Annotated in this window: 14 protein-coding genes; 7 read left to right on the top strand and 7 right to left on the bottom strand. The window is 60.3% G+C overall.

The annotated features are described in order from the left end of the window. The first annotated feature begins 7 nt into the window (after positions 1-7). Together BFL40_RS22870 and BFL40_RS22865 are read left to right on the top strand one after the other, a co-directional pair. On the top strand, positions 8-760 hold the full coding sequence (locus tag BFL40_RS22870; RefSeq protein ID WP_071486052.1) for an ABC transporter ATP-binding protein: 753 nt from the start codon (positions 8-10) through the stop codon (positions 758-760). Beyond that, positions 757-1659, top strand: a complete 903-nt coding sequence (locus tag BFL40_RS22865) for an HlyD family secretion protein (RefSeq protein WP_071486051.1) — start codon at positions 757-759, stop codon at positions 1657-1659. Before BFL40_RS22870 ends, BFL40_RS22865 begins: the two co-directional genes overlap by 4 nt. Before the next feature lie 37 nt (positions 1660-1696). On the opposite strand, the gene BFL40_RS22860 is transcribed toward BFL40_RS22865, so the two are convergent. From BFL40_RS22860 to BFL40_RS22845, 4 genes are read right to left on the bottom strand one after another with little or no spacing between them, the layout of a single operon-like run. Beyond that, complete coding sequence (locus BFL40_RS22860) at positions 1697-2557, bottom strand: efflux RND transporter periplasmic adaptor subunit (protein ID WP_071486050.1); 861 nt, start codon at positions 2555-2557, stop codon at positions 1697-1699. Between the two features lie 10 nt (positions 2558-2567). Next, complete coding sequence (locus BFL40_RS22855) at positions 2568-2768, bottom strand: DUF1656 domain-containing protein (RefSeq protein WP_071486049.1); 201 nt, start codon at positions 2766-2768, stop codon at positions 2568-2570. Continuing rightward, complete coding sequence (locus BFL40_RS22850; protein ID WP_071486048.1) at positions 2758-4935, bottom strand: FUSC family protein; 2178 nt, start codon at positions 4933-4935, stop codon at positions 2758-2760. The genes BFL40_RS22855 and BFL40_RS22850 overlap by 11 nt, the downstream gene beginning before the upstream one ends. A 10-nt stretch (positions 4936-4945) precedes the next feature. Continuing rightward, entirely contained in the window at positions 4946-6457 is a 1512-nt protein-coding gene (locus BFL40_RS22845; RefSeq protein WP_071486047.1) for an efflux transporter outer membrane subunit, read from the bottom strand. Between the two features lie 182 nt (positions 6458-6639). On the opposite strand from BFL40_RS22845, the gene BFL40_RS22840 reads away from it, so the two are divergent. From BFL40_RS22840 to BFL40_RS22820, 5 genes are all read left to right on the top strand, one after another. Continuing rightward, positions 6640-7608 (top strand): LysR family transcriptional regulator, encoded by a 969-nt coding sequence (locus tag BFL40_RS22840; protein WP_071486046.1) that lies wholly within the window; start codon positions 6640-6642, stop codon positions 7606-7608. A gap of 1045 nt (positions 7609-8653) precedes the next feature. Continuing rightward, positions 8654-9628, top strand: a complete 975-nt coding sequence (locus BFL40_RS22835) for a 2-hydroxyacid dehydrogenase (protein ID WP_071486045.1) — start codon at positions 8654-8656, stop codon at positions 9626-9628. 81 nt (positions 9629-9709) lie between these two features. Beyond that, positions 9710-10612 carry a chemotaxis protein CheV gene (locus BFL40_RS22830; protein ID WP_071486044.1) on the top strand — a complete coding sequence of 301 codons (903 nt, stop codon included), beginning with the start codon at positions 9710-9712 and terminating at the stop codon, positions 10610-10612. Between the two features lie 3 nt (positions 10613-10615). Beyond that, a complete protein-coding gene (locus BFL40_RS22825) occupies positions 10616-11098 on the top strand; it encodes a GNAT family N-acetyltransferase (protein WP_071486043.1) in 483 nt (160 codons plus the stop codon). A gap of 108 nt (positions 11099-11206) precedes the next feature. Then, the gene (locus tag BFL40_RS22820) at positions 11207-11950 is read left to right on the top strand and encodes a YkgJ family cysteine cluster protein (protein ID WP_071486042.1); all 744 of its coding nucleotides are present in this window, start codon (positions 11207-11209) and stop codon (positions 11948-11950) included. A gap of 2 nt (positions 11951-11952) precedes the next feature. Here the strand turns inward: BFL40_RS22820 and BFL40_RS22815 are convergent, their stop codons facing one another. From BFL40_RS22815 to BFL40_RS22805, 3 genes are all read right to left on the bottom strand, one after another. After that, the gene (locus tag BFL40_RS22815) at positions 11953-13116 is read right to left on the bottom strand and encodes a transporter substrate-binding domain-containing protein (RefSeq protein WP_071486041.1); all 1164 of its coding nucleotides are present in this window, start codon (positions 13114-13116) and stop codon (positions 11953-11955) included. 203 nt (positions 13117-13319) lie between these two features. Continuing rightward, positions 13320-14111: a transporter substrate-binding domain-containing protein gene (locus BFL40_RS22810; RefSeq protein ID WP_071486040.1), complete on the bottom strand. Its 792-nt coding sequence runs from the start codon at positions 14109-14111 to the stop codon at positions 13320-13322. 166 nt (positions 14112-14277) lie between these two features. Next, positions 14278-14508, bottom strand: coding sequence for a hypothetical protein (locus BFL40_RS22805; protein ID WP_071486039.1), 231 nt, complete (start codon positions 14506-14508; stop codon positions 14278-14280). Between the last annotated feature and the right edge of the window lie 154 nt (positions 14509-14662).

Genomic DNA, 14662 nt, shown 5'->3' with positions numbered 1-14662 from the left:
ACCGCCCATGAGCCTCCTGACATCAGCCACACCCGTCACGCTTCAAGCCAGCGGTATCAGCAAATCGTTTACCTCGGGTCGGGTCGTAACGCCCGTGCTGCATGATATTAGCTTGGCGATATGCCCCGGCGAACTCACCCTGATCTCAGGTCCGTCCGGCTGTGGCAAAAGCACACTGCTGGCCATTCTCAGCGGCTTGCAGCGACCTGACCAAGGCAGCGCCACGGCGCTGGGGCAAGACCTGGCCAGCCTCGATGCGCGGGCGCTGGAGGACTTTCGCCTGCAGCACACCGGCTTCGTATTCCAGGGTTTCAACCTGTTTCCAGCCTTGACTGCGCTGCAACAGGTCGAGTTGCCGTTGAGCTACCTCGGGCTCCCGGCACAGGAAATACGACAACGCGCCATCGAGGCCCTGGAAGACGTCGGGCTGGGCCCGCGCATGAAACTGCGCCCGGCCGAGTTGTCCGGCGGCGAAAAGCAGCGCGTCGCCATTGCCCGCGCCGTGGCCAAGGCCCCCCAGTTGTTATTCGCTGACGAACCCACCAGTGCCCTCGATGCCGCTAACGGCCAAATCGTGATCGACATTTTGCACAGGATCGCACGCACGCGTGGGACCACGGTGCTGTGCGTCAGTCACGACCCCCGGCTGATCAGCAACTCTGACCGGGTATTGACCATAGAAGACGGCCGCATCTTGAGCGATCACCCCATCCCCTTCCAACCGGCCACTACGGCCGGAGCCCAGGAACACTCTGTATGAACGCGCGTTCGCTTCGCCCATGGCTGGTTCTAAGTACCGCACTTTTGCTGCTGCCCGGCTGCTCCCGTGAAGACCCACCCTCGAAGCCCGCGGCATCGACCCCGACCTACCTGGCGGTGGCTCGCGGCCGTATTGATGTGGAAGGCGGTTTGCTCAAGCTGGGCATCACTCGCGACGGCGTAGTTGCCGAGATCAAAGTCAGTGAAGGTGAGCATGTCAAGAAGGGCCAACTGCTCGCCACCCTGGACAGCGAACTGGCACAGTTGGCCGTCAGTGCCGCTCAGACCGAGCAACAACAGGTTCAGGTTCAAGCCAAACAACTCGCAAGACAGCTTAAGTTTGCCGAACAGAAGGCCAGTCGCCTGACAACGGCAGCCACTGCGGGTGCGGGCGACAGGCAGAGTGCCGATGAGGCTCACGAAGTCGCCGAACGGTTACGCGACGATATTGAAAGGAATCAAGGAGAGGCCGAAGTTGCAGCGAGAAAACTGACGGCCGCACGTTACGAATTGGCGAAGCGCAGCCTGCGCGCGCCGATCGACGCCGAGGTGGTCCGTCGCCTGATCCAACCTGGCGCCGCAGTCTCGTCACAGTCCGGACCCGCCTTCGTCTTGCTGCCGAACCAGGCACGTATCGTAAGGGCCGAACTGAACGAGTCGTTCACCGGCGCGGTAGTCCCTGGAATGAAGGCCGAAATCACGGATGACAGCGGCAACGCTTTAGCACCGCTGTCGGCCCACGTTGTGCGCATCAGCTCGGTATTGGGCAACAGCACCCTTGAAGAGGATGCATTGGTCAGGGCCAACATGCGCACGGTTGAATGCATATTGGCGTTCGATCAGCCACCGCCGGAGTCACTGCGGGTGGGTCAGCGGATGCTGGTGCGGTTTGGGCCGTAGGTATTAGTCATGAACCGGCAGCGCGACCTGCACATTCTCAGTGGTGTGTTTGGTCGACGATTACCGTGCAAGTAATCCCCGCTGCCAGCAACACCCCCTCCGGTACTTCATCAATGTGAATCCGCACCGGCACCCGCTGGGCCAAACGTACCCAGTTGAAGGTCGGGTTCACATCCGCGATCAACTCGCGACTCTCGGGGTTGTCGCGGTCATAGATACCGCGCGAGATGCTTTCTACGTGCCCCTTCAGCGTCTCGCCGCTCATCAGTTGCATATCGGCTTTGTCACCGACTTTCACATGGGGCAGCTTGGTCTCTTCAAAGAAGCCATAGACCCAGAACGAGTTCATATCCACCACGGCCATTTTCGCTTCGCCGATGCGTGCGTAGTCACCACGGTGCACATTGAGGTTGGTGACGTAGCCGTCCACCGCCGCCACCACTTGGGTGCGTTTGAGGTTAAGTTCGGCGGCCTCCAGTTGCGCCTGGGCGTGTTGGTAATCCGCCAGGGCCGAGTCAGCGATATTGCTGGCGTCGTCGCGGTTTTCCTTGGAGATCACCAGGGCGTCGAGATCGGCTCGGCGGTGGGCGTTGACCTTGCGCATTTCCCAGGTGGCTTTGCGGGAGGCAACCAACGATTGAGCTTGTTTGACCGCGATGCGGTAGTGCTCAGGGTCGATCTGCATCAGCAGGTCGCCCTTTTTAACAAGCTGGTTGTCATGCACCGGCACGTCGATGACTTCACCGGTGACGTCGGCAGCGACATTGATGATGTCGGCGCGCACGCGGCCGTCGCGGGTCCAGGGCGTCTCCATGTAATTGACCCACAACGTGCGACCAATCCAGATCGCCAGGGCCAGAACCAGCAAGGTCGCGAGCAGGCTGAAAAACTTTTTCATCGGGGCATTCTCAACGGTAGACGGTCAGCGCCAGCGCGCCGAACAAGCAAACGAACAGGCTCAAGCGCAACAACGCCGGGTGCCAGAAAAAACGGTACAGGTCGAACCCGGCCAGGAAGCGGTCCAGCGCCCAGGCCAGCCCTGCCGCGATCAAAAACATCAACGTCATGGTCGGCATGTAGATGCCGTGGAAGGCGATTTCACGAGGCATGCGGGGCTCCTTTAAGGGCCGCGAGTGGCGATTGCGGGTCCAGCAGTGAAGTGCGGATAAAGTGCAGATAACTTTTCACCCGACGCAGGGCCGACGTGTCGAAGTGCGGGGCGAAGGGTTCGTCGGTGGCCTGCACGCGGCTGATGGCGTGGTCGACGGCGATCAGGCCGCGCTCCAAATTGCTCGCACTGGGTTGCAGGAACAACCGCATCAGCGAGCGGCCCATCACGCGGATCGCCTGGCGCCACGGCTGGGATTCGGCGTACGCCGGGTGTACCGGCAGAATCGCCTGCTCCTTGCGCAACTCGATGATCGCGTGGCCGACCTCCAGCACCACGAACATCCAGCGCAGCAAGTCGCGCTGCACTTGCGGCTGGCCGACGGCGAGGCCGTAGGCCTGGTGCAGCAGGTCGCGGGTACGACTTTCAAAACTCGACGCCAGGCCCTTGAGCTTGCCGCTGATCGCGTAAACCACCTGTTCGCGTAAATCCTGCTCCAGGCGGCGCCATAGCCAGCGGCTGTTGGGCGGCAGAATGATCGCCCCCGCCGCCGCGCACACCAGCATGCCAATGACCATGGCGATGTAGTCGTTGATAAAGGTGTAGGGGTTGTAGACGGTGAGGTTATCCGGCACCGAGCCGGTGCTGAAAAAGATCAGCAAACCCACGCCGACCCCTGCGTATTGCGGGCGTGAAGCGAGGAAAGAACCGAAGATAATCACCGGTGCGAGCATCACGCACAGCAGCGGGAAGCCGTCGATCCAGGGGAACACGAAGAACATTTCGACGAAGCCCACCAGCGCGCCGATCAAGGTGCCACAAGCCATCTGGAACGCCATACGCTTGGGGTTGGGTGTGGCGGCGGACAAGCCAACGGTAGCGGCGGCGATCAGGGTCATGGTCGCGCCGCTGGGCCAGGCGGTGGCCACCCAGTAACTGCCCAGCACAATAAGGATAAAAGACGCGCGAATTCCCGACGCTGCGCAGGCCAGCCAGTTAGTTTTGGGGGTGTAGGGTTCGTCCCAGTCTTCGCGTGCATGGCTGTGGTCGGCCAGGGACGCGTGGGTTTGCGCGTAGTTGTGCAGGTCGTCGACAAAGCGATAAAGCAGCTCGTACGCGGTATGGAAATCCAGTTGCTCGGCCTCGCTGGGGTTGCCCTGTTGGAAGGCCGCCCGCAGGCTGCGCACCTTGGCGGGCAAGCCGTCCTTGTAGGCGCTCAATTGATTGACCAGGCGCACGGCGTCGGGGCTCGTAAGAGAGCGGCCGGAAAAACCGTCGAGCACTTCGGCGAGGTCTTGCAGGCCAGGTTTGATCGCGGCGAACACGTGATCCGCCTCATTCGTGCGCAACCGCTCCAACAACTGGTGCAAGGCATTGAAACGCGTGGTGATGCTCATGAACTCACTGTTGAGGCGACTGAGCCGACCGTTGCGCCGTCGCATATGCGGGTCTTCAAACACAGTGAGGCTGCGCAGCCCTTCCAGGCCCACGGCTTCGGCGATAAAGCGCACGTTGCTGGCCTCGAACTCTTCGCGCTGGCTACGCCCACGCAGGCCGTCGGTAACGAATAGCGCAAACACACCGAAGCGTTGGTACAAGGCGTTGCGCATAGCGGCGCTGCTGGTCTGCGGCAGGATCGCGGCGCTGACCAGCGTGGAGCAGAGAATCCCCAGGGAGATTTCCAACACCCGCCACACCGCCGCCATAAAAGCACCGTCCGGATGGGCCAGGGCGGGTAAACCGACCATCGCCGCCGTGTAGCCCGCCAGTACAAAACCGTAGGCGCGAAAGTTGCGATTACGCGTCGCGCCAGCGGTGCAAATACCCACCCAGATCGCCAGCGCGCCGAGGAACAATTCAGTGTTCTGCGCAAACAAGGCGATCAACAGCACCATCACCGCCGACCCTGCCAAGGTGCCAAGGAAGCGGTAAAAGCTCTTGGCAAACACCTGGCCGCTCTGGGGTTGCATCACGATGAACACGGTGATCATCGCCGTGCGCGGTTGCGGCAGTTCCAGGCGCATGGCCAGCCACAGCGTGAGGAACGCGGCGATCAGCACCTTGAAGATGTACACCCAGGTCACGCCATCGCTGCGTGCCCAGTCGAATAAACCACGGCGCCATTCAAGGGAATGCAGCCAGCGCAACGGTGCAGGCAAGGGGGTCATCAAATCCTACTCAGTGATCAAACACGGCGAGCGCCGCCGGGGTCTTGCTTGGGAGGGTCTTGGCGTCTTGCGCAGCGTCGTTGCCGGCGCCAAGCCCGCCGCCCAAGGCGGTCACCAGTTCAGCGTGGGCACTCAGGCGCGCAGCCTGCACTTGCTGCTCGACCTGCTGCTGGCGGAACAGCAGGGTCTGGGCGTTCAGCACATTGAGGTAATCGGTGAGGCCACGCTGGTAGGCGATCATCGCGATATCGTAGGTTTTCTGCGCCGAGGCCACCGACTGCGCAGCAAAGCCTTGTTGCTTGTCCATGGATTCGCGGCGGATCAACTGGTCGCTGATGCCCTTGAGCGCATTGACCAGGGTCTGGTTGTACTTGGCGACTGCGATGTCATAACCGGCGCTGGCCTCGCCCAATTGCGCACGCAACCGGCCGCCGTCGAAAATCGGTAAGGTGATTGCCGGGCCGACGTTGTAGTTGAATTTCTGGCCGCCGAGAAAACCCAGCATAGTGCCGCCGGTGGCCATGTAGCCGAGGCTGCCGACCAGGTCGACGTTGGGGTAGAAACCGGCGTGGGCCACGTCAATGCCACGCGCCTGGGCGGCGACCTGCCAACGGCTGGCGACCACGTCCGGGCGCTGGCCGAGCAGTTGCGCCGGTAAACTCGACGGTAACTTCAGCGCAGCCGCGAAGGACAGCGTCGGGCGTCGAAGTTGCGCCCCCTCCCCCGGCCCTTTGCCAGCCAACGCCGCCAACTGGTTACGGCTCAGGGCGATTTCTTCGTCCAGGGCGTCCAATTGGCGATGGGTTTCCGGCAGCGGGGTTTCGGCCTGGCTGACGTCGAAATGCGTGCCGATCCCGGCGTTCAGGCGTTTATTGGCCAAGTCGAGAATCTGCTGTTGCTGCACCAATGTCGCGGCGACGATATCGCGGTTGGCATAGTGCAACGACAGCTGGATGTAGGCGCGCACCACGTTGTTCTGCAATTCGAGCTGGGCCTGGCGCGCTTCGGCGACGCTCATATGCGCCAGGTCGACGGCACGTTCGGCGGTGTTGCTTTCGCGGCCCCACAGGTCAAGGGCGTAGCTCAATCCCAGTGTGGAACTGTTGTCCCAGGTGTTGGCACCACTCAGCTCGCCAGGGCCGTAGAACTGATCTTTCGGCCAGTTGTGGCGCTTAAGCGTGGTGTCGCTGTTGACCTGTAAAGACTCGGCCGACTCGGCAATTCCCGCCATGGCCCGCGCTTCACGCACCCGAGCGGCGGCCATGGCCATGCTTGGGCTGTTTTGAGTAGCGAGTTCGACCCAGCGGTTGAGTTGGGGGTCGCCGTAGGCTTGCCACCATTGCGCGGTAGGCCAATGGGCGTCCCTGGCGGCGCTCTGGATTGCTTCGTCGGTGGCCAGATTATTGGCGTTGAGGGCCTGGCCTTGGGGGGCGATTCCTCCGGTTCCGATACAGCCGCTGATTGCTAACGATAAGGCCCAAACACTGAGAGTCTTCAGCTCTCTGCTGATGCGACGCGGCACGGCAAGCGAATTCCTGAGATGGTGAAGCGGGAGAGATAGCGCAATTCTAGGGGGCGCAATGGAGGACGATAAGCTGGCATTCCTGTGAATCTTTGTTACCGTTCAAGCGATAATCCGTTGGTAGGGATCACTGGACGGCGTAACTTTCTGTCACAATTTGCTATCTCCCCTGAGAACACCCCATGGACACTTTGCAAAACATGCGCGCCTTCAGCTGCGTGGCCGAAGCCGGCAGCTTCACCGCCGCCGCCGTGCAACTGGACACCACCACGGCTAACGTCTCGCGCGCGGTCTCCAACCTTGAGGCCCACCTGCAAACCCGCTTGCTCAACCGCACCACCCGCCGCATCGCGCTGACAGAGGCCGGCAAACGTTATTTGCTGCGCTGTGAGCAGATTCTCGCCTACGTCGAAGAAGCCGAGGCCGAAGCCAGCGATGCGCACGCGCGCCCCGCCGGGCAGTTGAAAGTGCACACCATGACCGGTATCGGCCAGCATTTCGTCATCGACGCGATTGCCCGTTACCGCCGTACTCACCCCGATGTGACCTTCGACCTGACCCTGGCCAACCGCGTGCCGGACCTGCTGGACGAGGGCTACGACGTGTCCATCGTGCTCGCCAGCGAGTTGCCGGACTCAGGCTTCGTCTCCCAACGCCTGGGCATCACCTACAGCATCGCCTGTGCCTCGCCGGACTACGTCAAGGCCAAGGGCTGTGCCCATCGCCCCCATGATTTGCTCAACCATGCCTGCCTGCGCCTGGTCAGCCCGGTGATCCAACTGGACAAGTGGACCTTCAATGGCCCCGAAGGCCAGGAAAGCGTGGCCATTAACACCTCGCCATTCCTGGTTAACTCGGCCGATGCGATGAAAACCGCGATCACCAGCGGCATGGGCGTTGGGCTGCTGCCGGTGTACGCGGCCATCGAAGGACTGCGTAACGGCACGCTGGTACGGGTGATGCCGACCTACCGCTCCCAGGAGCTGAACCTGTACGCCATCTACCCATCGCGCCAATACCTGGATGCGAAGATCAAGACGTGGGTGGAATACCTGCGCGGTTCGTTGCCGGAGATTCTGGCGGCGCATCAGGCGGAGTTGGCGGCGTATGAGTTGAGTGGCAGTGTCGGCGGCGCTCGCCTTGCGAACTGATTGCTATCAGTCGACAACGGTTCAATGTGTGTGTGTGGCTTGCTTGCGATGGCCATAGAGATTTACACAGCCTTGGACTCTGTGGTTTTCAGTTGGTCCGCTGAGTACATATCCGTTGTTTGGGGTATGGCTGAAATGGGTTCCGCTCTTACAGCGGGTCACTTTTGAACAGCGCAAAAGTAACCAAAACGCTCTTGCCCCACCACTCGGCACCTCGCCTGGGCTCGGTGTGCCCGCACTCCGGCACGGCTGCGCGGGTCGCCGCGATGGGCCATCCCTGGCCCAGCGCGGCTAAACCGGCATCCTTGCCGGTTTCCCCGCTCCACCGTGCCTACTTGCGGCCAGCGTGGTTTAACGGGGCGCCTAAGATCAAGATCAAAAAGATCAAAAGCAACAGCACGGCGGCCTGAAAGCCGACCTGAGTGGTGTAGATCAAAAGCGGTAAAAAATGTGGGAGCGGGCTTGCTCGCGAATGCGGTGGGTCAGTCAACAGATTCATTGGCTGATCCACCGCATTCGCGAGCAAGCCCGCTCCCACATTTTTAATCTCCATACATTAGGGATGACTGCATTCTGCCCTGCTTCTGATCTGGCTTTTGCTTCACACCACTCAGGTCGACTTTCAGGCCGCCGTGCTCTGCTTTTGATCTTGATCTCAGGCGCCCCATTAACCACGCTGGCCGCACGCAGGCTTGAATCCGTGGGTAACCCGGCAGGACGCCGGGTTAGCCGCGCTGGGCCAGGGATGGCCCATCGCGGCGGCCCACGGATTCAAGCCGGAGTGCGGGCACACCGAGCCACAGCGAGGTGCCGAGTGGTGGGGCAAGAGCCTTTTGGTTACTTTTGGGCTCCTTTCAAAAGTGACACGCCGTAAGGGCGTAACCAATAGCCGCCGTTACCCAAACAACGGATATGTACTCAGAGAACCAGCTGACAACCCCCACATTTTGAACAGTGCCCACTTTGGTTCAGCGGCGCCCTGACAATTGTCGGCAGGAATGTTAGCTTGCTTGGCATTCTCCCGTAGTCGATGAGCCCGCCTGCAATGAAAAAGACTGTCCTCGCCTTCAGCCGCGTCACCCCGCAAATGATCGAACGCCTGCAACAGGATTTCGAGGTGATTTCGCCCGACCCCAAGCGCGGGGACATCAACGCTCAGTTCAATGAAGCCCTGCCCCACGCCCACGGCCTGATCGGCGTGGGCCGCAAACTGGGCCGTGCGCAGCTCGAGGGCGCGAGCAAGCTGGAAGTGGTCTCCAGCGTGTCGGTGGGCTACGACAACTACGACGTGCCGTACTTCAACGAGCGCGGAATCATGCTCACCAACACCCCCGATGTGCTCACCGAAAGCACCGCCGACCTGGCCTTCGCCCTGCTGATGAGCAGTGCGCGGCGCGTGGCCGAGCTGGACGCCTGGACCAAGGCCGGCCAGTGGAAAGCCAGCGTGGGCGCGCCGCTATTCGGGTGTGATGTACACGGCAAGACCCTCGGCATCGTCGGCATGGGCAATATCGGCGCGGCCGTGGCCCGACGTGGGCGCCTGGGTTTCAATATGCCGATTCTGTACAGCGGTAACAGCCGCAAGACAGAGCTGGAGCAGGCACTGGGCGCGCAATTTCGTAGCCTGGACCAGTTGCTGGCCGAAGCGGACTTCGTGTGCCTGGTGGTGCCGTTGAGCGAGAAAACCCGTCACCTTATCAGCACCCGCGAGTTGGGGCTGATGAAGTCCAGTGCGATTCTGATCAATATTTCCCGCGGCCCCGTTGTCGATGAACCGGCGCTGATCGAAGCCCTGCAAACCCAGCGCATTCGCGGCGCCGGGCTGGATGTATACGAGAAGGAGCCGTTGGCTGAATCGCCATTGTTCCAACTGAGCAATGCCGTGACCCTGCCGCACATCGGCTCGGCGACCCATGAAACTCGCGAGGCCATGGCCAACCGAGCCCTGGAAAACCTGCGCAGCGCCTTGCTGGGCCAGCGCCCGCAGGATCTGGTGAACCCACAGGTGTGGAAAGGCTGACACATAAATCCGGTTAAAGCCTGGCTCCCCCAAGTCGATAACTCTCTATAGATCGTCATCCCTGATCCACAGAAGGTTTTTATGTCCACCACCAAAGCCCGCGCAGATTCACTCTCGCTTCTGCTCTTTACCTTGCGCAGCGGCAAGCTGATGGCCATTAACCTGCTGAAAGTCAGCGAAATCATCCCCTGCCCGCCGCTGACCAAGTTGCCGGAGTCCCACCCCCACGTCAAAGGCATCGCCACCCTGCGCGGTGCCTCGCTGGCGGTGATCGACTTGAGCCGCGCCCTGGGCGAAATGCCGCTGCAAGACCCGAACGGTGGCTGCCTGATCGTCACCGATGTCAGCCGCTCCAAGCAGGGCCTGCATGTGCAGGCGGTGAGCAAGATCGTGCACTGCCTGACCACCGATATCCGCCCGCCGCCGTACGGTTCTGGCGGCAACCGCGCGTTTATCACGGGGGTGACCCAGGTTGAAGGCGGGCTGGTGCAAGTGCTGGACATCGAAAAAGTCATCCACGGCATCGCCCCGGCACCGATTGAAGCGGCGCCCACCGACTTGACCATGGAAGAAGCGGAAGTACTGGGCAATGCGCGAATCCTGGTAGTGGACGACAGCCAGGTCGCTCTGCAGCAATCGGTACACACCCTGCGCAACCTCGGCTTGACCTGCCACACCGCACGCAGCGCCAAGGAAGCCATCGACGTGCTGTTGGAGCTGCAAGGCACGGTCGAGCAGATCAACGTGGTGGTGTCGGATATCGAAATGTCCGAAATGGACGGCTACGCCCTCACCCGCACCTTGCGCGAAACCCCGGACTTCCAGGAACTCTATGTGCTGCTGCACACCTCCCTGGACAGCGCGATGAACAGCGAAAAAGCCCGCCTGGCGGGTGCCGACGCGGTGCTCACCAAGTTCTCTTCACCCGAGCTGACCAAGTGCCTGGTCGTCGCGGCCCAGACCGTGGCGCAAAAAGGCCTGTAACCGGTGGCCGAGTATTTCCAGCTGCTGCGTCGCGACCTCACCGGCAGCCTGCCCGCGCCGCAGTGGCCGGCGGGTACGCGGATGGATCATTACCGTGATGAGCTGGCGCCAGCGGTTCACGCAGTATTGCGCATGACCCAGGAACAGGGCGGTGGCCGTGTCGCCAACCTCGATGAGTGGCGCCGCCAGTTCGTCACCGATGCCGAGTTCGACCCCACGCTGTGCCTGGTGGCCAGTAACGCCGACGGCATTCTCGGCGTGGCCCAATGCTGGACCAGCGCGTTTATCAAGAACCTCTCCGTACATCCTTGCGCACAGGGCCAGGGGTTGGGCCGTGCCTTGTTGCTGCACACCTTCCACGTATTCAAGCAGCGCGGGGAGCCCTATGTCGACCTCAAGGTGCTGGAAAGCAACAGGCGCGCCCGTCACCTCTATGAAAGTACGGGCATGCTGTTTGTGCTGCGCGACCTGGTGACCGAGGACTGACAGGCACTGGCGCATAACTTGCTTCCACTGAGCCTGAACCGTGGACAGAGGTAAAAACCCGTCACGGTTCAAGAGTGCCCTCTGACCTTGCCTGGTGACAGATCCTCCATGAATACTCACTTTTCCTGCGTGGGTTGCGGCAAATGCTGCACCGACCACCACGTCCCCCTGACCCTCGTAGAAGCCCGACAGTGGGCGGCGGACGGCGGTAACGTCATTGTTCTGGTGGAAGGTTTTCTCGGCAACGGCCTGGGCTTGCCCCAGCAGCAACGCGAACACGCCGAACGCCGTTCAGTGGTGGTGCCCAGCGGCAATACCCAGGCGTTTGTGGCAATCACCTTTGCCGCTTACAACGCCGGACGCTGCCGGAATCTTGACGAAGACAACCGCTGCGGCATTTATGAACGTCGCCCGCTGGTGTGTCGTATCTATCCGATGGAGATCAACCCGCATATTCCGCTGAACCCTGCCGCCAAGGATTGCCCGCCGGAATCCTGGGAACAGGGGCCAGCGCTGATCGTGGGCGGCGAGTTAATGGATCAGGAGCTGGCTGAGTTGATTCGCCGCTCACGCCAGGCCGACCGCGACGATGTGCAAACCAAAGAAGCAGTGTGTGCCTTGCTGGGCATTCGTACCACGGCGCTCAAGGGCGACGGGTTTACTGCCTACCTGCCGGATATGAACGCCTTTGCCCAAGCGATCGAGTTGGCGGTTGATCAGCCATCCGTGGCCAATGAGTGGGTGTTTCATGTGTCCGGCATGGACATCGCCGAGCAGCTATTGGATGCCGGCGCTCAGATCGCAACCCAAGTGCCGGCCAACTACGCATTTATTTCATTGCGGGCGTCTTAGGGTTACTTGCTGGCCGTACAGTCGATTTCGATCCGAGCATCCGCTAGCAGCTTGCCTGCGGCAAAGGTCGTCCGGGCAGGCAGGCGGTCCTTCGGAAAGTAGCTGGCATAGACTTTGTTCATTGCCGCGAAGTCTTTGATGTCGGCCAGAATCACCGTGCATTTGGCAACGCGATCCATGCCAATGCCATTTTTCTTGAGGGTGTCGCGCAAGGTCGCAAGAGCTTGGGCCGTTTCTGCGCGAATGCCCCCGCGTACAAGATTGCCTTTGTCATCAAGCCCCAACATCCCTGAGATGTAGAGAGTTTTCCCGACTTGCACGGTCTCCGAGAAAGGAAAACCACCGTCTGCCGGTGTGTAAATCATCTGGGCCGGTTCAGGGTTGCTTGCCGAGGACGGCAGATATCGATCGATAATGGGCTGGTATTTGCCATTATCTTTCAAGCCTTGCAGCCCCCTGTTCAGCGCATCACGCAGTTCAGGGTCGGTTTTACGAACAGCAAGGCTTGGGCCGCCCCCCAGCAATTCATTTTCAATTGCGGGCCCCACAATGGCGTAGTCGTTGCCTTCAGGCTTGTTTAAGAACGCAGTCCGAATTTCCACGATGTCTTGCACAGTTGCTTGAATTTGACCGGTTCGCAAGCCGTTGATCAATTCACTGTTGAGATTGTAACTGCGCACCAGCACCCCTCGAGGGGCCCACTCCTGCCGAACGAAAGCTTCCCGAACAGTGTTCGCCAACACGCCAACCGTTACACCCTTAAGTGAATTTGGGTCGGGCAGCAGGCCGGAATCCTTGCGGGCTACCAACGCGCTCTTCAGGGGATAGAGCGGGTCGGTAAAGGTCACGAACTCCTCCCGCGCCGTTGTTTTCGTCATGGGCACGATTACATCGAAACGCCCGGCTTGAAGTGCCGTAATGTTGGTGGCGTAGGGTTGGTCGACCCATTCACAACTCGCCTTGATCTGAGCACAAATAGCCTTAAGCAGGTCAATATTCAAACCCACCAACTTGCCTTGTTCATTACGGTACTCAAACGGTTCTACATCCGCCTCTACCCCGAGACGAATCTTTTCCCACGGTTTTTCAGGAGGGGCAGTCACTGCGCATCCCGTCCCAGCCAACATAACCAGGGCGAGCGCCAGCATTCTTGTGGTCGTAGACATAAACTTGTCCTGTGCGTAAGTGGTATGAGGCGTCCGGGCTCAACGACTCACGACCCGAACACATCAAACGTTCTAACAAGCACAAACCGGTCTTTAACTACGACACGCCTGTTTATTTCGTAGGGGAATTCCCAAAGCAACAGTAGACGACTTTTCACTCTCCTAACGCCGATTCAGTTCTGGTCCGTGCAATAAAACGGCAGTCACGGAGCGGAAGGCGGTTCATCCAGGTTGTACGACTTGAGGATCCGCAGGTACTCACCGTTCTGCATCAACTGTTCAAGTGCGTGGTTGAGTTCATCACGTAAAGCGGAATCGGGTTTACGTACTGCGATTGCCACGCCGTCGCCCAATAGTTCGGCCGAAACAGCGGGGCCAAGGAAGTCGAAATCCTGGCCGTCAGCAGTGTCGAGCAGCGCCCTGCGGATTTCCACCGTGCCTTGCAGCGTCGCATCGATATTGCCGGCCACCAGACTGCGAGTCAGTTCATCGTTGAGCCAGAAACTCTTGATGATGACGCCCGCCGGCGCCCACTTCGCTCGAGCAAAGGCTTCGCGATTGCTCCCCAGCAACACGCCGACTCGCTTGCCCTTGAGCGAACGTACGGTGGGCATCAAACCCGATGTTTTGCGGGCCACCAACCGTGTGGTGAACGGATAAAGATTGTCGGTGAAGCTTACCCATTGGCGCCGTATGGAGGTGGGGGCCATGCCCATGATCGCATCGAACTGCCGAGCCTCGAGGGCGGGAAAGTTTTCGACCAGGACCTGATCGACCCAGGTACAACGCACGTTGAGCTGTTGGCACAAGGCATTGCCCAAGTCGATATTCAGCCCCACCAGTTGGCCTTGTTGATTACGGCTTTGGAAGGGCGGGAATTGCGCTGCGACGGCGAAACGAATGTCGCGCCGTGGTTCATCAGCGGCCGCAGCGATGCAGAAAACAGCGGCCAAAAGCGAAAAGGCCCACACAACAACGACGCGTATCAAAGCCACAAGGAACGCCCTTTTCCAGAAAGACCAGCCTCACCACACCCCAGAGAGAAATCACCGGGGCGGAGCAAATGCCGTGCAAGCTTTCAAGAATCGGACGTAGACCTACAAGCAGAAATATCAACGAGCGCTGTAGGCAAAAGTCGACACAGTGCGTGACCTATTACTCTCAGCGTTTACCCATCGAACGGCGAGTACCCGGTGGGGCCATGCCTGGCGTCTTGGTATGACCGTTCTTGGCGCCACCCTTGTACCAAGGTTGGGCACTCTTGGCCCCGGCCAGCTCACCCGGCTTGAACGGAAACTTGAACGCCGGGATCTCGGCTTTTTCAACGCTTTCAGCGCCGGCCGGATCGACGAGGTCGGCCGCTTCAACAGGGGGTTGTGTCGGGGAAGTCATGAAAGCTCCGGGGCGTGCAAAAAATGAGGTGGGCCAACTTGCAGGCCACACTGGCGCGCAGTATACCTGCGCGCTTCGGATCTTTAACCACCGCCTGTACGAATGGTCGGACTTTACTGACAGCGCTGTCAGTTAGCAGTCACTGTGCTGACCG

It is taken from the genome of Pseudomonas costantinii, from assembly GCF_001870435.1.
Lineage (GTDB): Bacteria > Pseudomonadota > Gammaproteobacteria > Pseudomonadales > Pseudomonadaceae > Aquipseudomonas > Aquipseudomonas costantinii.
Note: the sequence above shows the minus strand (reverse complement) of the source record. Positions and strands in the feature narration are given on the sequence as shown.